Origin of the sequence: Streptomyces sp. NPDC001401 (assembly GCF_042895385.1) — a bacterium.
Classification (GTDB): domain Bacteria; phylum Actinomycetota; class Actinomycetes; order Streptomycetales; family Streptomycetaceae; genus Streptomyces.
Map to the genome: position 1 here is coordinate 866992 of NZ_JBIAWI010000001.1, position 16500 is coordinate 883491.

General features: G+C 71.2%; 16 protein-coding genes. 13 read left to right on the top strand and 3 right to left on the bottom strand.

The window, feature by feature from the left end; all coding sequences use genetic code 11:
* Entirely contained in the window at nt 1–153 is a 153-nt protein-coding gene (locus ACFY10_RS04060) for a hypothetical protein (RefSeq protein ID WP_390663468.1), read from the bottom strand.
* 164 nt (nt 154–317) lie between these two features.
* On the opposite strand from ACFY10_RS04060, the gene ACFY10_RS04065 reads away from it, so the two are divergent.
* From ACFY10_RS04065 to ACFY10_RS04110, 10 genes are all read left to right on the top strand, one after another.
* Nucleotides 318–1292 (top strand): DUF3068 domain-containing protein, encoded by a 975-nt coding sequence (locus ACFY10_RS04065; RefSeq protein WP_390663469.1) that lies wholly within the window; start codon nt 318–320, stop codon nt 1290–1292.
* A 206-nt stretch (nt 1293–1498) separates the two neighbouring features.
* Nucleotides 1499–2650, top strand: coding sequence for a glycosyltransferase family 4 protein (locus tag ACFY10_RS04070; RefSeq protein WP_390663470.1), 1152 nt, complete (start codon nt 1499–1501; stop codon nt 2648–2650).
* A 155-nt stretch (nt 2651–2805) separates the two neighbouring features.
* The gene (locus ACFY10_RS04075; protein ID WP_390664128.1) at nt 2806–3498 is read left to right on the top strand and encodes a class I SAM-dependent methyltransferase; all 693 of its coding nucleotides are present in this window, start codon (nt 2806–2808) and stop codon (nt 3496–3498) included.
* Complete coding sequence (locus ACFY10_RS04080) at nt 3495–7889, top strand: alpha-(1->3)-arabinofuranosyltransferase (RefSeq protein ID WP_390663471.1); 4395 nt, start codon at nt 3495–3497, stop codon at nt 7887–7889. Before ACFY10_RS04075 ends, ACFY10_RS04080 begins: the two co-directional genes overlap by 4 nt.
* Nucleotides 7886–9565 carry a condensation protein gene (locus ACFY10_RS04085; protein WP_390663472.1) on the top strand — a complete coding sequence of 560 codons (1680 nt, stop codon included), beginning with the start codon at nt 7886–7888 and terminating at the stop codon, nt 9563–9565. The genes ACFY10_RS04080 and ACFY10_RS04085 overlap by 4 nt, the downstream gene beginning before the upstream one ends.
* Complete coding sequence (locus ACFY10_RS04090; protein ID WP_390663473.1) at nt 9562–10308, top strand: methyltransferase domain-containing protein; 747 nt, start codon at nt 9562–9564, stop codon at nt 10306–10308. The genes ACFY10_RS04085 and ACFY10_RS04090 overlap by 4 nt, the downstream gene beginning before the upstream one ends.
* 25 nt (nt 10309–10333) lie before the next feature.
* A complete protein-coding gene (locus ACFY10_RS04095) occupies nt 10334–11263 on the top strand; it encodes a hypothetical protein (protein WP_390664129.1) in 930 nt (309 codons plus the stop codon).
* Entirely contained in the window at nt 11260–11538 is a 279-nt protein-coding gene (locus tag ACFY10_RS04100) for a Trm112 family protein (RefSeq protein ID WP_390663474.1), read from the top strand. The genes ACFY10_RS04095 and ACFY10_RS04100 overlap by 4 nt, the downstream gene beginning before the upstream one ends.
* Nucleotides 11535–12371 carry an FkbM family methyltransferase gene (locus ACFY10_RS04105; protein ID WP_390663475.1) on the top strand — a complete coding sequence of 279 codons (837 nt, stop codon included), beginning with the start codon at nt 11535–11537 and terminating at the stop codon, nt 12369–12371. The genes ACFY10_RS04100 and ACFY10_RS04105 overlap by 4 nt, the downstream gene beginning before the upstream one ends.
* Nucleotides 12337–12936 (top strand): hypothetical protein, encoded by a 600-nt coding sequence (locus ACFY10_RS04110; protein WP_390663476.1) that lies wholly within the window; start codon nt 12337–12339, stop codon nt 12934–12936. Before ACFY10_RS04105 ends, ACFY10_RS04110 begins: the two co-directional genes overlap by 35 nt.
* A gap of 25 nt (nt 12937–12961) precedes the next feature.
* Here ACFY10_RS04110 and ACFY10_RS04115 read toward each other — a convergent pair whose 3' ends face one another.
* Nucleotides 12962–13378 carry a TIGR03668 family PPOX class F420-dependent oxidoreductase gene (locus ACFY10_RS04115; RefSeq protein ID WP_390663477.1) on the bottom strand — a complete coding sequence of 139 codons (417 nt, stop codon included), beginning with the start codon at nt 13376–13378 and terminating at the stop codon, nt 12962–12964.
* Between the two features lie 104 nt (nt 13379–13482).
* Between ACFY10_RS04115 and ACFY10_RS04120 the strand changes: the two genes are divergently transcribed.
* Nucleotides 13483–14067, top strand: a complete 585-nt coding sequence (locus ACFY10_RS04120) for an ArsR/SmtB family transcription factor (protein ID WP_390663478.1) — start codon at nt 13483–13485, stop codon at nt 14065–14067.
* A gap of 14 nt (nt 14068–14081) precedes the next feature.
* A complete protein-coding gene (locus tag ACFY10_RS04125; RefSeq protein WP_390663479.1) occupies nt 14082–14270 on the top strand; it encodes a hypothetical protein in 189 nt (62 codons plus the stop codon).
* 47 nt (nt 14271–14317) lie between these two features.
* On the opposite strand, the gene ACFY10_RS04130 is transcribed toward ACFY10_RS04125, so the two are convergent.
* Nucleotides 14318–15199 carry a RimK family alpha-L-glutamate ligase gene (locus ACFY10_RS04130; RefSeq protein ID WP_390663480.1) on the bottom strand — a complete coding sequence of 294 codons (882 nt, stop codon included), beginning with the start codon at nt 15197–15199 and terminating at the stop codon, nt 14318–14320.
* 167 nt (nt 15200–15366) lie between these two features.
* Here ACFY10_RS04130 and ACFY10_RS04135 point away from each other — a divergent pair, with 167 nt between their 5' ends.
* A complete protein-coding gene (locus ACFY10_RS04135; RefSeq protein ID WP_390664130.1) occupies nt 15367–16452 on the top strand; it encodes a MerR family transcriptional regulator in 1086 nt (361 codons plus the stop codon).
* The last annotated feature ends 48 nt before the right edge of the window (nt 16453–16500 follow it).

The following is a 16500-nucleotide window of genomic DNA, read 5'->3' on the forward strand; positions in this document are numbered from 1 at the left end:
TCAACTCCCTTGCCCGGCTTGCTCGTACGTGATCAAGGGGGTGTTGGGCTGGGCGGGCGTCGCGTCGAGCAGCGCGACGATGCCGAGGGCGGCGCCCACGGCAAGTGCGGCGGCGGCCACGACGGTGAGCGCTGCGGCGAGCAGTCTGGACATCGCAGGGTCAGCCTCTCTGTCCGGAGGTCGTCCCACCCCGGTGCCCCACCCCTGCCTGTCCGCCCCAGTCTCGACAAGCATTGACACCCCGTCAAGAGCAGCCTACGGTTCCCGGCCCATAGAGCGGCCCGAACTCCGTCATCCTTCGCCCCTGGAGTGCCCGGATGCGCCGTACAGCCTCCCCCCTTTCGTTGATCCTGCTGGGACTCGGCACGTTTCTGCTGGTCCTGGCGCCGATGCTGGTCTGGTACGTCGAGCCGCGGGCCGCCGTGAACCCGATCGACATCGACACCACAGCCGTTTACAGAGGCACCGGAAGCTACTTCGACACCGACGAGATCGAGACAGTCCACGACAAGCGGATCACCGTCACCCAGCAGGTGCGCGGCAATGTCGCGGACAGCGAGAAGAGCGGGCGGGCGGTGTGGGACGTGACGACGACGGTCGACACGGACAAGTCGCTGCCGGCCGCCGATCCGCACGACGCGCTGGAGTTCTTCCTCAACCGCTGGGTGACGAATCGCCACACCAACCAGCCGGTGCACTGCTGCAAGGAGAACCCGTACTTCGAGGGGGACGCGTATCTGAAGTTCCCCTTCGACGTGGCGCGAAAGTCCTACCAGTGGTGGGACAACTCCCTTGGCTCAACTGTCACTTTGCACTACTCCGGCACCAAGAAGATCCTGGGGTACCGGGGTTACCGCTTCACCGGCACCGTCTCCCCGACGAAGATCGGGACGCGGCTGGTCCCCGGCACCATCGTCGGCCAGAAGAACAAACCGCAGGTCCTGGCCGAGGAGTGGTACTCCAACCACGGCATCGAGCTGGTCGCCGACCAGCGCACCGGCCGGGTGCTCTACGCCCAGGTCGGCCCGCGGCGTACCCTGCGGGCGCCGGGCGCCAAGAAGGACGCGGTGGTGCTGCTGGACAGCCAGAAACTGGCCTTCACCACCGCGACGCAGAAGGACCAGGTGAAGCTGGCCAAGAAGGAGAGTGGCCAGCTGCGCATGGTGGGACAGACGTTGCCGATTACCGCCGCTGTGGCCGGATTCGTACTGGCGGTACTGGGTGGGGTTTTGGTGGTACGAGGACGGAAACATCCTGATTTGCCGGAGACGCCCCAGACTTCCCAGGCTTAGCTCACGATGTGACATGACGTCAGTTCTAATAAGGCGGAAATTTGTCACCCCGGTGAGTAGCCGTGGCGAACGGCTGGGCGAAAACTGTCCAACCCCACCCAAGCACAACGTGTCCACACCCCCCGCCCACGAAGAGCTCAGTCCCCCCACAGCAAGTCCAGAAAGCCACCACTGAGTTCCGCACCCTGAGACGAGTTGGAGCACCCATGCCCCAGCACGTGCCCTCCCCGCTGCGCGCCACGCACCCTTCGGCTCCGCAGCACCCTTCGGCGCTCCCCCCACAACCGCGCCGAATCGTTTTCCTCGCCCACCGGGATCTGGACAATCCGGCGGCCGGCGGCTCGGAGCTGCTGGTCGACCGGCTCGCCGAGGGCCTGACCGCTCTCGGCCACCAGGTCACCCTGATCTGCGGCGGCCCCGCGGCCTTCCGGGACTACCGGGTCGTGTCGGCCGGCGGCGAGTTCGCCCACTACCTGCGTGCCCGTTCCGCCTTCGCCCGTCAGGTCGGCGAGACCGACCTGCTGGTCGAGGTCTGCAACGGCATGCCGTACCTCGCACCCTTCTGGCACCACGGCCCCACCCTGTGCCTGGTCAACCACGTCCACTCCGACCTGTGGAAGATGCGGTTCGGCGGACCCCTCGCGCCGGCCGCGCGGATCGGCCGAAGACTCGAGCAGTGGGCGCTGACCGGTGCGCAGCATCGGAGCCTGCTGGTTGCCGTTTCGCCGTCCACGGCCCATGCGCTGCGGGCGATCGGTGTCTCGCGGGACCGGATCCGCGTCGTCCACAACGGCGTGGAGGAGCCCGGGCCGCGGGACGAGCGGTCGGCCGAGCCGCTGTTCGTGGCGGTGGGCAGACTTGTCGAGTACAAGCGGATCGATCTGCTGCTGAGACTTTGGGAACGGGTGCGGCCCGTGACCGGGGGTCGGCTGGTCATCGTGGGCGATGGGCCCGAACGGGGCCGGCTGGAGCGACTTGCCGGGCCCGGCGTCGAGTTCGCGGGCCATGTTTCCGAGGCGGAGAAGCACCGGTTGCTGTGTGCGGCCTGGCTGTTGCTGCATCCCTCTGCCGTGGAGGGGTGGGGGCTGGTCGTCACCGAGGCCGCCACCCGTGAGACGCCCACGATTGCGTTCGATGTGCCTGGTCTGCGGGATTCCGTCGTGGACGGGGAGACCGGTGTGCTTGCGCACGGGGAGTCTTCGTTTGCGGCTGCCTGGTGCACGCTTGCCCTGTCCGGGCGGCGGCGTGAGGCGATGGGGAAGGCTGCACGTGATCGCGCTGCGCGTTATCGCTGGCATCGGACCGTCAGACAGTTCCGTGCCGTTGCCGCGGAGGCTCTGCGGAGCTGGGCGCCGTGACGCCCAAGCGCCGTGCCGGTGAGGTCGTGTCGCGACTGCGGGATCGTCGGGGCTGGTCGCGCCCACGCGGCGGTAGCCGCAAATCCGACACAGCCCCGCGCCCCTATTCCGCTGACCGGCGCTTCAAAGATCCGTCCTTTCGGCGGTCCCTCGCCCTGTTCCGTGCCTTTCGGCACGAGCAGGACGATCCGGAAGGGTGCTACGAGCTGCTCGCCCGTGACGCGGCCGATCAGATCGAGGCCTACGACGGGCCCGTCATCGGCCGCACCGTCGTGGATGTCGGCGGTGGCGGCGGGTACTTCACCGAGGAGTTCCGCAAGCGGGGTGCGAACGCCTACCTCTTCGAGCCGGACGTACAGGAGCTCGGTGAGAAGCCGCCCGAAGGGGCCGTGATCGCGGACGGGTATCTGTTGCCCCTGTCCGACGGGGTCGCCGACGTGACCTTCTCCTCCAATGTGCTGGAGCATGTCGCCGATCCGGAGACCTTCCTGAGTGAGCTCGCCCGGGTGACGCGGCCCGGTGGGCTGATCTATGTGTCGTTCACCAACTGGCTGTCCCCGTGGGGCGGTCACGAGTGGGCGCCGTGGCACTACTTCGGTGCCGAGCGGGCCCGCGCCCGCTACCTGCGCCGTACCGGAAAGCCCGCCAAGCACACCCTCGGCGAAAACCTGTTCGCCGTGCACATCGGCGCCACCCTGCGGCAGGTGCGCGCCCGCGACGACGTCACGGTCGTCTCGGCGCGCTCCCGCTACTGGCCGTTCCTCGCGGAGACCGTCGTGAAAGCGCCGGGGATACGTGAGGTGGCCACCTGGAATCTTCTCCTCATCCTCCGGCGGTGTCCCCCATGACGACCACGGTCCAGGCCCCTCCTCCGGCAGCCGTTCCCACCACCGCGGCCACCTCGGGTCCGCCGGAGGGCCCGCGGTCGCGGCGCTGGCTGGCGGGGTTCTGGGCCGTGGCGTTCATGCTGTTCCTGGTGGTGCACCCGGGGCGGCAGACCTTCGACACCAAGCTGGGTGTGACGGTCGATCCGGGTGCGTTCTTCTCCGACCTGGGGCAGTTGTGGCACGACCAGGGCAGCTTCGGGGGCATCCAGGACCAGTACGCCGGCTATCTGTGGCCGATGCTGCCGTTCTACTGGCTGGCCCATGCCCTGCACCTGCCGGTGTGGCTGGCCGAACGGCTGTGGCTTTCGGTGATCGTGTCCGTCGCCTTCTGGGGTGCCCTGCGGCTGGCCGAGCGGCTGCGCATCGGAAGTGGTGGCTCGCGGCTGCTTGCGGGTGTCGCGTATGCGCTGTGGCCGGTGTTCACCATCGTCGTCGGTTCCACGTCGGCCGCCGCGCTGCCCGGTGCCTTTCTGCCCTGGGTGCTGCTGCCGCTGACCAACGAGCGGTACACCGCCCGGGTCGCCGCCCTGCGCTCGGCGCTGATCGTGCCGTTCATGGGCGGCGTGAACGGCGCCTCCACGCTGGCCTCGCTGCTGCCGGTCGGGCTGTATCTCCTCTCCCGCCCGCCCGGGCCACGGCAGCGCAAGCTGATCGCCTGGTGGGTGCCGGGCGTGATCGTGGCGACGGCGTGGTGGTGGATCCCGCTGGTCATGCTCGGTGTCTACGGCGAGAACTTCCTTCCGTACGTGGAGACTTCGCAGACCACGACGGCCACCATGTCGGCGACGGAGGCACTGCGCGGGGCCGGCAACTGGGTCGGCTATCTGCATTTCGGGGAGGCTTGGCTGCCGGCCGGGTGGGCGGTCGCCGCGTCGGTGATCGTCGTCGTGTGTTCGGCGCTCGCTGCCGGGCTCGGTCTCGCGGGGCTCGCGAGACGGGACATGCCCGAGCGGCGGTGGCTGGTGCTGACCGTCGTGTCGTGCGTGCTGGTGCTGCTCGCCGGGTACGGCGGCGCGTTCGGCGCTCCCTTCCACGGGGTCGTGCAGGACTGGCTGAACGGCGGGCTGGTCCCCTTCCGGAACATCTACAAGTTCCAGACGGGCCTGGCGCTTGCGCTCGTCCTGGGCCTCGCCCATCTGGTGGGCGTTGCCGCCGAGCCGCGTGGCGCCCGGCCGGTGCGCGGGCGGCGCTTCGCCCCGCTGATCGCGGCGGTCCTGATCCTTCCGGGCCTGATGTGGCCGTATCTCAACGGCTCGATCCTCAACCCCGGGTCCTTCCAGGAGCTTCCCAAGTACTGGAAGACAACGGCCAGTTGGCTGGAGAAGTACTCCCCCGACTCCCGCGCCCTGGTCGTCCCGGCCACCTCGCACGGCATCTACACCTGGGGCTCCCCCATCGACCAGCCCCTCGACGTCCTCGCCAAGTCCCGTTGGGCACAGCGGGACTACGTCCCCTTCGGCACCCCCGGCAACCGGCGTGCGATGGACGCGGTGGAGAACGCACTGGCCTCCGGGAGTGACGTCCCGGGCCTGGCCGACTACCTGAGCCGGGCGGGCGTGTACTACGTCGTCGTGCGCAACGACCTCGACCCCGACCAGATCGGCTCCGTACCGACCACGACGGTGAAGCGGACCCTGGAGCAGTCGGGGTATGTCCGGGTGACGGGCTTCGGGCCGGTCATGACCGGCGGGAAGATCGCGCACGACGCTCCGCTGCAGGTCGAGGGGTTGTATCCGCGGCAGCGGGCGGTCGAGATCTACGAACCCTCGGGCGAGGGAGTCCCGCGACCGGGGCAGGCGCATCTGCTGCCCGTGTCCGACACCGCCGTCGTCTCCGGCGGCCCCGAGGCCCTGTTGCCGCTCGCCTCCGAGCTGCGCGGCCGTGCGACCGTGCTGACCGGCGACAACCACCCCGGGCTCGGCTCCGCGCCGCTCCAGGTGGTCGGCGACGGGCTGCGCCGCGCGGACACCCGGTTCGGGCTGGTCGACGCCAACACCTCGTACACCTACACCAGTTCAGAACGGAACGCGCCGGACGCCGTGCAGGACGCGGGGAAGAGACCGCACCAGATCCTGCCGACCAAGGGGCTCGACCACCAGACGGTGGCCCAGCTGCGGGGCGCCCGCTCGGTGACGGCGTCCTCGTACGGCAACTGGCTCTTCCACCTCCCGCAGTACGACCCGGTGAACGCCTTCGACGGCAACCCGGACACGGCCTGGGCGGAGGGCGCACCCGGCTCGCCGAACGGGCAGTGGCTGCGCATCGGCTTCACCGACGACAAGTACGACATGCCGTCCTCGTTCAAGGTGACCCCGCTGCCGCAGGAGAGCGTGCGGTCGGCGGCGACGAAGGTGAAGGTGGAGACGGAGAAGGGGTCGCGGACCAGTTTCCTGCGGCCGAACGGTCAGACGCAGACCATCAAGGCACCGGCAGGCGCGACGAGTTGGATGAAGCTGACGATCGTCGGCTCGGTGGAGCGCCGCTCGGGTCTGACGGGTGCGGGCTTCTCCGAGATCGCCCTCCCGCACGTCCAGGTGACCCGTCTGCTGCGGCTGCCGACAGACGCGGACAAGGGGGGCGACTCCGACGCCGCCGCCACGCAGATCTCCCTGCACCGCACCCCCGACCCCACCGGCCTCTCCTCGACCGGCACCGAGGCGGGCCTGCACCGGCGCTTCACCACGGCCACGGCAGGGACGTACGAGGTGAAGGCGGGCGCCGTGCCGGTGAACGGCGAGGCACTCGACAAGCTGCTCTACCAGGTCGCCCCGGACCAGCAGAACCGCATCGTCGCCACCGCCGACTCCACGGCGGCCCTCGGCGCGGGTGTGTCGGCGCGCAACCTCACCGACGGTGATCTGACGACGGCGTGGATCGCGGGCGACCGGCCGACGATCCATCTGAGCTGGAGCGGCAAACAGCCGATCGGGGAGATCGTGCTGGCGCCCGCGGGCGGTCTGTCGACCCGTCCCACCCAGGTGGACATCAGCTCCCCCGACGGCTCGACCATCGCCGGCGTCGACGAGAACGGCGTGGTCCGCTTCGACCCGATCACCACCGACCGCCTGGACATCACGATCACCCAGACAGCCCCCCTGACCCTGCACAACCCCGTCGCCGACGAGGACCTGCAACTCCCGGTGGGCCTGACCGAGGCGTACATCCCGGCACTCGACCAGTACCGCACCCCGCAGCCGAGCAGCACCCGCACCTTCTCGCTGCCGTGCGGACAGGGGCCGGACGTGGCGGTGGACGGCAAGCTGTACCAGACCAGCGCGAAGGGGACGGTACGGGACCTGACGGAGCGCCGGACCGTGGATGTGACGCTCTGCCAGCAGGGCCGCAACGACAGCGAGTTGGAGCTCACCGCCGGCACCCACCGCGTCGAGGCCGGGGACGCCGGACCGCTCACCCTGACCGACGTGACCCTGACCCGCGGCACGGTCGCCGAACCCACCGCCACGGAGCGGCAGTTGACGATACGGGACTGGCTGGGCGACCGCCGCGAGGTGGCGGTCGGCTCCGGTGCGGCCACCTACCTCACGACGTACGAGAACTACAACGACGGCTGGAAAGCCACCCTGAACGGCAGGGAACTGACCCCGCTCCGCCTCGACGGCTGGCAGCAGGGCTGGCGGATCCCGGCCGGTGCGGGCGGCACGGTCAAGCTGTCGTACGAACCCGCGACGACCTACGAGGGCGGACTGATCGGCGGCGCGGCGGGCCTGGCGGTCCTGGTCGGGCTGGTCGTCTGGCGCCGCCGCGCACCGAACCCCGACGCGCCGCAGCCGGTACCGCCGCTCCCCGGGCTGTGGCTCGGCACGGTGGCCCTGACGGTGGTGGGCGTGCTGATCGCCGGATGGTTCGCCCTGCTGGTGCCCGCGCTGGCGCTGCTGGCGTATCGCCGGCACTCGGTGCTCGTGCCGGTCGCGTTCGTCGCCCTCGCGGGGGCCGGTATCGCGGCGGCCACGGGGGCCGGGGAGCCGGTGGGCGCGGGCGAGGGGGCGTTCGGGCACACGGCCCAACTGCTCGCGCTGATCGGCCTGTTCGCGGGAGTGGTGAGCGTACGGGAGCCCGACGAGGGGACAGGCACGACGGCGGTACTGCCGCCGGTACCCGGCTCCGGGGCACCGCCCCAACCACTCCCGCAACGGCGCCGGGGCGAAGCCGGCGCACCCGCGCCACTCCCCCACCCCGACGCCGGGCCGACCGTCTCGGCACGCGGCCCCGGCGGGCCCGATCCCGACCCGCCGACCGCGCGGATCCAGTTCCGCAAACCGAAGTTCCGGCCGACCCCGCCCGAGGAGCCACAGCAGCCGGAAGCCGACAGGGGGAGGGATGAACCCACATGACCGCACTCCAACACCCCGCCCGCGCCGACGGCCCGCCCCGACCGCCGGCCCGCATCCCCTTCCCCGTCGTCGACGAGGTCGCCCGCCACTGCCTCCAGGAGGAGGAACCGGAGACGGTTCATATTGAGGTCCACCTGCCGGGGCAATTGGACAGGGACCGGCTGCGCTCGGCCTTCACAGAGGCCCTGCGCCGCCACCCCCGCATCCTGATGCGCGAGGCCTCCGGCCACTGGTACCGACGCCGCTACGAGTGGGAACTGACGGGCGAGCCGGACTTGGAGGTGGTGACCTTCCCGGCGGCGGGCCCGGACGCACTACGGGACGCGAGGACACGAGCCCTGACGACCGCGCCACCGCTGACCTTGTCCCCGCCGATACGGCTGGAGGTGGTGGAGAGGGCGGGACCACCGGAGGGCAGCGAGGCAACAGACGCGGTCGGCCAAACACCCCTGCCCGCGGGAGCCAACCCCGCCACCGCTGGGGACACCGACCCCGCCTCAGCAGCGGCCGCCAACCCCGGCGCAACTGCGGCCGCCGACGCTGCCGCAGCAGCGGGCGCCAGCCCCGCCGCAGCTGCGGCCGCCAACCCCGCCGTAGCAGCGGGCGCCGACACCGCCGCAGCTGCGGGCAGTCGCGCCACTGGCGCTGCGGACGCCCACACCCCCGCAGCTGCGCCCACCCGTGCCGCTGGGGCGGCACGGGTGGGCGCAGCGGCACCCCGCAAGCGCGGGCAAGCGAACCCACCCTCCGCCAGCACCAACTCCGGCACCGCCAAGGGAACGGTCCTGTTCCTCACGATCAACCACACGGCCCTGGACGGCCCCGCGTGCCTCCGCGTCCTAGCCACCGCCGCAGAGATCTACGGCGGCAAGAACAACTCCCCCACCGCACCCCCCATCCGCACCCCCGACACCCCCCAAGCCCCCGAAGACACCCCCTCCAATTGGTCCCCACCCGCCAGGGTGGCCCCCGGCACCCCCGAGCCCTCCCCCGGCAACGGCATGCTCGTCACCGAACTCCCCCTCCCCCACCGCCCCAAGGGCACCCCCTACACGGTGAACGACCAGCTCATGGTCACCACAGCCCTCACCATCGCCCACTGGAACAGAGAACACGGCGCCACCCCCCGCCCCCTCCGCATCACCATGCCCGTGGACGACCGCCCCCGAGACACCACCATGCCCATAGGCAACGGCACCCGCCTGGTAGAAGTCCCCTTCTCTCCAGAGGAGTTGGACGCACACACCCCCACCGACATGCCCGCCCTACTGCGCCGCACGGCAACCCGCACCCGAGCCCTCAAATCCCTCCCCCGCCCCCAACTGGGCCACGGAGCCGCCCTCCTCACAGCGCCCCTCACCCCCGTCGCCTGGCGGGCAGCCCTCACAAGGGGCCTGCGCAGAGCCGCCGCGCCATGGACATCGACAACGCTCCTCAGCAACATCGGCCGCATCCCGTACCCCCTGGACTTCGGCGAGGAGGCAGGCCGCGCGCACGCGGTCTGGTTCTCGGCGCCCGCCCGTATGCCGCGCGGCCTCACCGTCACCACCGCCTCCACCGCGGGCCGCCTCCACCTCGCCCTGCGCTGGTCCCGAGCCCTGCTCAGCCACGGCGACGGCGCCCACCTCCGCGACTTGTTCGAGCACTATCTGCACTCCACGGAGGTGACCCCGTGAACGCGACCACCGCCCCCGAGCACCACCCCGACCTGCGCGAGTTCTACGAGGACCCCTCCGTCCCCGTCGCCTCGGGCACCCCTCGCAGCCTCCGCCAGGCCCGCATGCTGGCCGCCGCCCTGGGCCCGGCCACCGGCACCCCCCGCACCATCCTCGACATCGGCTGCGGCGACGGCACCGCGGCCGCCACCGCGGCCCCCCTCCTCCCCGGCCACCGCATCATCGGCGTCGACTGGTCCCAGGACGCCCTCAAACGGGCCCGCACCCACCTGTCGTACGCCATCCGCGGCGAACTCACCGACGGCGGGCTCCCGTTCAGGACGGCCTCCGCCGACGCCGTGCTGTTCAGCGAGGTCATCGAGCACCTGGTCGACCCGGACGCGGCGCTCGACGAGATCCGCCGCATCCTGCGCCCGGGCGGCCACCTCATGCTCTCCACCCCGAACCTGGCCGCCTGGTACAACCGCGCCCTGCTGCTGGCCGGCGTGCAGCCGGTCTTCTCCGAGGTCAGCCTGCGGGCGATCCACGGCCGGCCGGGCACGGAGGTCGTCGGGCATCTGCGGCTCTACACCGCCCGGGCGCTACGGGAGTTCGTCGCGGCGTCCGGCTTCGAGATCGTGGCCGTCAAAGGCGCCCCCTTCCACGGCGTACCCCGCCCCCTCCGTCCCCTCGACCGGCTGGCCTGCTCCAGACCGTCGCTCGCCTCGATCCTTCTCCTGCACGCGCGAAAGACAAAGACGTAGAGGGGGGCACACCATGTGGTGGGGAGTGGTCGCAGCCCTGGTGGCGAACACGCTGTACAGCCTCGGTTTCGTCCTGGAGAAACGGGCGCTCACCTCCCTTCCCGAGGTGTCGATCCGTCAACCCGCCCGGCTGCTGCGGCTGGTGCTGGGCAGCCCACTGTGGATCGGCGGCTCCCTCGCCCTGGCCTCCGGCTTCGGCGCACAGCTCGTTGTCTACCGCACCCTGCCGATCGCCGCCGCCCAGGGCATCTTCGTCTCCGGCCTGGTGCTGCTCGTCCTGCTGTCGGCCCGGTTGCTGGGCGAGGAGACGACCGGCCGGGAGCGGTACGCGCTCGGCGCGATCCTCGCCGCGCTGCTGATGGTCGTGCTGTCGCTGAAGGAGGCCGGGGCGGGTGCGGACACCGTCAGCCGCAGCGCCCCGTATCCGCTGATCCTGCTGGTGTGCGTGCCGTCGCTGGCGGGCGGGGTGTGGCTGTACGGGGCCGCCGAGCGCCGGACCAAGCACCGCCACCGCGCGCCGACCACGGGTGTGGAGTACGGGGTGGCGGTGGGCCTGCTGTACGGGGTCAGCTCGCTCGCCATCAAGGGCGTGTCGAGCTACCTGACGACAAGTGGGCTGGGTGGCGCGGTGGTCGGCCTGCTCAAGTCCCCGTACCCCTACCTCCTCCTCTTCACCGGCGCGTTCGGCCTGGTCATGTCGCAGGCCGCGCTGCAGCGCTGCCGGGCCTCGCTGATCGTGCCGGTGTGCACGACGGTGACCTGCCTCTACACGGCCGTACTCGGCACCCTCTCCTTCGGCGAGGCACTCCCGCACGACCCGCTGCGGCTCGCCCTGCGCCTGGCGGGCACGGTACTGGCCGTCTCCGTTCTGCTCGCCATGCCCAAGCACGACCAGCCCGCACCTCAGGCTCCGCCCCAACCCCCCATTGCCACCAAGGAGTTGACCCCTCCATGAACCCCGACGACCCGCTGCTGCGGATCCTTGCGTGCCCGCTCGACAAGGGCCCGCTGCACCTCGTCAAACCGGACGGCCCGACGGCTCCCGAGGCCCTGTACAACCCGCGCCTGCACCGCCGTTACCCGATCGTCGACGGCATCCCGCAGCTGCTGCCGTCGTCCGGGGAGCAGGTGACGGACGACGAGCACGAGGCCCTCCTGCTGCGTCTTTCTGGGGGCAGTGACATCAGCGGCGACCGCCGCGGGCCCCAGACCCCCGGGATGGCCCAGTGACAGTGCCCCCACCCCGCACCCTGGCCGCCCGGCTGGCCCCCTTCCTCCCCACCCGCCTGGTGGCCGCCGCCGCCCGGGCGGTCTACCCGCGCTTCGAGCCCGAGCTGGCCCGGCTGGCCGACCTGTGCCCGCCCGGCTGCGGCACCGCCGTGGACGTCGGCGGCTGGTACGGCCCCTGGACACGGCGTCTGGCCACACGTGCCCGCCAGGTGGTGACCGTGGAACCGGTCCCCCACCTGGCCCGCCTCCTCACCTCGGCCGCCGCGCCGAACGTCCGCGTCGTCCAGGCCGCCGCCTCGGACCGCCCCGGCACCGCCCGCCTGTGGCTCCCCCCGGACGACGCGGGCGACCGGGGCGTGTCCTCCCTGGTCCGCCGCGACATCCACGCCCGGGCCCTGCACGTCCCCTGCGTCACCCTCGACGAACTCGGCCTGCGGGACGTCGATTTCATCAAGATCGACGTGGACGGCAACGAGCTCGCGGTACTGCGCGGCGCCACGGGCCTGCTGGCCCGGGACCGCCCGGCCCTCTTCGTCGAACTGGAGTCCCGAATCCAGCCGATCACACCGGTCATCACCTACCTCTCCCTCCTCCGCTACGACGGCTGGGTGCTGCCCGGCGACACCTGGATCCCGCTGTCCCGCTTCCCCCTGGAGGCCCACCAGGCGACCGTCTCGCACGTCGTCACCCAGGGCCTGCTGGGCCGCGTCCTGCCCTTCCGCAGCCACCCGCGCTACGTCAACTCGGTCCTCTTCCTCCCGGACGGCCGCCGTCCCGGTGTCAGTGGCGTGGGCCACCATGGTTCCCATGCCGTCCGCCAAGCGCCCCGCTAGCCCGTTCACCCCCCTCGACTTCCAGCTGGTCCTGCTGCGCCGCATGGCCGACCACAACCCGGACCTGGTGGAGGACGCCCGCCGCGAACTGGGCGTCTCCATCGCCGACATGAGAGAAGCCAACAAGCGCTGGCAGGCCATGCTCCACTCACCGCGCTCCCGCGCCGCCGCCTCCCGCTACCGCTCGATCCTGGGCACGCCCGAGTCCACGATCACCCGGAAGATCGGCGACCTGGACTGCGAGGCCCTGCTCTGGCCCGTCCCCCTCTGGCCCGACCTGCGCTTCGAGGTCCTCCTCGCCCCGAACGGCGCCGTCTGGAACGAGTGGCTGATCCGCGCCCCGGGAGCCCAGGGACCGGATCTCAAGACCCTCGACGACCTCACTCCGTGGTCCTGCACGGTCGACGAGGTCGCCCGCGCCTTCGCCCCCGCCCGGCCCCTGGAGGGCACGGCGCCCACGCGGTGGGGGCTGGCGTTCACGGCTCCGGACGGGGAAAGCGTACGGCGGCGGGTGGTCGCCGAGTTCACCTGGGGCCTGTTGCAACGGACGGCGATCGACGAATGACCAGCGCCTTGAACGGACGGCGAGGTCAGGCGAAGGACCAGCCGCTCCACCGCTCGACCCGAACGGCGACTGCGGGGCCTTCGGGAGGAGAGTCCTTGTACTGCTCGTACTTGCCGCACAGCGAATCCAACGCGCGGCGCCGCTCCTGCCCGCCCTCCAGCACTTCGCCACGGCCGTCGGCGCGAACCCACCACAGCGTCGACCAGTCCTTGTCGTAGTGGTCCACCAGCACGGTCACCGACGGGTTCTCCCGGATGTCGCGCAAGCGCCGAAGATCCCACGTGCTCTTGGGCTTGTGGTCGACCGCGAAATAGAGGACGTCATCCAGGGCGACGAAGGTGATAGGGACCGCGTGGGGCACCCCGTGAGCGTCGGCTGTCGCCAGCCTGGCGACGGGTGATGCGGCAAAGCGTTCCCGGGCGACGAGCGGCGAGAGCTTCATATCTCCCACCGTAGCGAGGCCCTGGAAGGCCCTGGCCGCCTTACAAAGGTCCCTTTGCAAAGAACCTGTTGCAACGGATCCTTTGCAAGGCTACTTTTGTACGCATGAACGAGCCCCAGGACCCCCAGGTCCGCAGTCTTGACGCCCGCTCCCTGCGCGGGCTCGCACACCCCCTGCGCATGCAGCTGCTGGACGCCCTGCGCTTCGGCGGTCCGGCCACCGCCTCCCAACTCGCTGAAAAACTCGGCGAGTCGAGCGGTGCCACCAGCTACCACCTGCGGCAGCTCGCGACCCACGGCTTCATTGAGGACGCCCCCGAGCACGGCAAGGGGCGGGAGCGGTGGTGGAAGGCGGTCCACAAGGGGCTGCGCTTCGACGACGCACTGCTCACGGACGCCAACCCGGACGTGCGCGGGGCCGCCGACCTGTACCTCCACGAGGTCGCGACCGCCCAGACCCGGGACCTGTCGACCTGGCTCGGCAACCGCCAGGCATGGCCTCAGGAGTGGAACCGCACCTGGGACATGAGCAGCGCGACGCTGCGGCTGACGCCCGAACTCACCCGGGAACTCGTCGAGAAGATGCACGCGCTCGTCGACACCTACCGCGACCGGGCCGCCGACGAGGACGACGACGCCACCGCCCAGGTGCGGATCCACACGCACGCGTTCCCCCTGACCACGGAATGAGAGGCCGCAGCCCGATGCACCCCGAGACCCACCTCGCCCTGCACCACGCCCGCGCCGCCGAACTCCGCGCCGAAGCGGACGCGTACCGTCTCCCCACCACGGCCCGGCACCGCCGGGACCTCCGTACCCGCCTCGGCTGGACCCTCGTGGAGGTCGGCCTGCGGCTGGCGGCCGCACCCAAGGCGGCAGCCGCTGTTTCCTAGTCGTTCCGTCGGGGAGGCTCGCCCGGACAGCCGGCGAAACCACGCGGTCAGAGCAACTGGCGACCGCCCTCCGCCAGGATCGCCCCCGCCACGGCGGATACCGAGCCAGGATGCAGATCGAGAAACAGATTCGGCTCGACCAGCTCCAGCTCCATCAGCCGCGGCTCCCCGTCCGCCCCGTCGACGAGGTCCACGCGCGCGTACAGCAGCTCGGGCGCATCGGGTACGGCTGCCAACGCGCGTTCTGCGACGGCGAGTTCGGCCGGGGTCGGGGTCCACGGCACCAGGTTCGGGTGGGCCACCTTGGCGGCGTCGTACGCCGTGCCCGGGGCCAGCACGGCGCCCTTGCGGCTGGCGTGCAGGAAGCGGCCGCCGAAGAACTGCAGGGCCCGCTCGCCGCTGACGTCGATGCCGGACAGATACGGCTGGACCATCGCGGTCAGCCCCTCCTCGTGCATGCGGGCGAGGTGCCGTACGGCCGTGTCGTGGTCGTCAGGCGTGTAGCGGGCGGCGTACCGGGCGCCCGCGCCCGAGGTCGGCTTGACGACGTACTCGTGGTCGTCGGGGAGGTCGGGGGCGTCGCCGGGTGCGAGGTACCGGGTGGGGACGGCGGGTACTCCCGCATCCGCCAGTTCGCCGAGGTACCGCTTGTCGGTGTTCCAGCGCACGACCGACACTGGATTGGCGAGTCGGGTGACGGACGCGCACTTCTCCGCCCACGCCACGAACTCGTCCGCCCGCCAGCTGTAGTCCCAGGTCGACCGGATGACAACCAGGTCGAACCCGCTCCAGTCGGTGTCGGCGTCGTCCCAGGGCACGGCGACGGCCTCGGCCCCGGCGTCCCGCAGCGCCGCCACCAGCACGGGAAGACCGCGGTCCTTGCTCGGCTTCGTGCCGGGGTCGTAGGTGGCGAGGGCGACACGGACCACGGGGGGCCTCCAGTCTCGTACGTCATACGTCGTTCGATTGCTTCGCAGGCTAATCACGGCGCCCGCAACCGAAGCAACCGAATTGACCTTCCCCTTCGGGGAAGCCCCAGCATCGGTGGCGGGAACACGGAGAGGCCTGCGAGGTGCACATGGAGCACATGAAGCGCATGGACATGCTCACGATCGGTGCCTTCGCGCGGGCCTGCCGGCTCTCGCCGAAAGCCCTTCGCCTCTACGACGAGCTGGAACTGCTGCGCCCCGCCCGGGTCGACCCGCACACCGGCTACCGCTACTACGCCGTCGGGCAGTTGGAGCAGGCCCGGCTGGTGGCGTGGCTGCGGCGGCTGGGCATGCCGCTGGCCCGTATCCGTGCGGTGTGCGCCCTCGAACCGGCGGCAGCCGCCCGGGAGATCCGTGCGTACTGGGCGCGGGTGGAGGCCGAGACGGCGGTACGGCGGGACCTCGCCGCGTTCCTCGTGGACCACCTGACGGAAGACCCGAGGAAGGACACCACCATGCTGGAACTGCGTTACTTCGCCCACTCCGACCGCGGCCTGGTCAGGCCCGCCAACCAGGACACGGCATACGCGGGCACACGCCTGCTGGCAGTGGCCGACGGCTGCGGCCCGGCGGGTGCACTGGTCAGCAGCGCGGCCGTGGAGGCCCTGCGGTTTCTGGACGACACCGAGGAGTTGCCGGCCGGCGGCGTCCTCAATCTCCTGGAGGACGCCGTGCAGGGCGCGACCGAGGCGGTCCGGGATGCGACGGACGGCAGCGACGAGAACGGCACGACCCTGACGGCCCTGCTCTGGACGGGGTCCCGCCTCGCCCTCGTCCACATAGGTGACTCCCGTGCCTACCTGCTGCGCGAGGGGGAGTTGTTCCGCATCACCCACGACCACACGGTGGTCCAGTCGATGATCGACGAGGGCCGCCTGACCGAGGAGGAGGCCGCGGCCCATCCGCAGCGCGCCCTCCTCCTCAAGGCCCTCGGCACCGGAACCCCGGACCTGCGTCTGCAGGACGCCTCCCGTGGGGACCGCTACCTGCTGTGCTCGGACGGTCTGTCGGGCGTCGTCTCCGACGACCGGATCCGCGAACTGCTCGGCTCGGTCGCGGCCCCCGACGAGGCGGTCCGCACGCTGGTCGCCGAGGCGAACTCCGCCGGCGGTCCGGACAACGTCAGCTGTGTGGTGGCGGACGTGGTGGAGCTGGTGGACGGGGCGGAGGGAGTGGAGGCAGCGGCCGGATAGAACTCCCGCGGCCGTCCCTTCTTGTCCCGCAGCCCGGCCAGCAGGCTG

Coding starts and splice junctions, on each gene's coding strand:
- ACFY10_RS04065 (WP_390663469.1), top strand. CDS start 318: ATGCGCCGTACAGCCTCCCCCCTTTCGTTGATCCTGCTGGGACTCGGC.
- ACFY10_RS04100 (WP_390663474.1), top strand. CDS start 11,260: ATGAACCCCGACGACCCGCTGCTGCGGATCCTTGCGTGCCCGCTCGAC.
- ACFY10_RS04120 (WP_390663478.1), top strand. CDS start 13,483: ATGAACGAGCCCCAGGACCCCCAGGTCCGCAGTCTTGACGCCCGCTCC.
- ACFY10_RS04115 (WP_390663477.1), bottom strand. CDS start 13,378: ATGAAGCTCTCGCCGCTCGTCGCCCGGGAACGCTTTGCCGCATCACCC.
- ACFY10_RS04060 (WP_390663468.1), bottom strand. CDS start 153: ATGTCCAGACTGCTCGCCGCAGCGCTCACCGTCGTGGCCGCCGCCGCA.
- ACFY10_RS04085 (WP_390663472.1), top strand. CDS start 7,886: ATGACCGCACTCCAACACCCCGCCCGCGCCGACGGCCCGCCCCGACCG.
- ACFY10_RS04080 (WP_390663471.1), top strand. CDS start 3,495: ATGACGACCACGGTCCAGGCCCCTCCTCCGGCAGCCGTTCCCACCACC.
- ACFY10_RS04135 (WP_390664130.1), top strand. CDS start 15,367: ATGGACATGCTCACGATCGGTGCCTTCGCGCGGGCCTGCCGGCTCTCG.
- ACFY10_RS04070 (WP_390663470.1), top strand. CDS start 1,499: ATGCCCCAGCACGTGCCCTCCCCGCTGCGCGCCACGCACCCTTCGGCT.
- ACFY10_RS04110 (WP_390663476.1), top strand. CDS start 12,337: ATGGTTCCCATGCCGTCCGCCAAGCGCCCCGCTAGCCCGTTCACCCCC.
- ACFY10_RS04125 (WP_390663479.1), top strand. CDS start 14,082: ATGCACCCCGAGACCCACCTCGCCCTGCACCACGCCCGCGCCGCCGAA.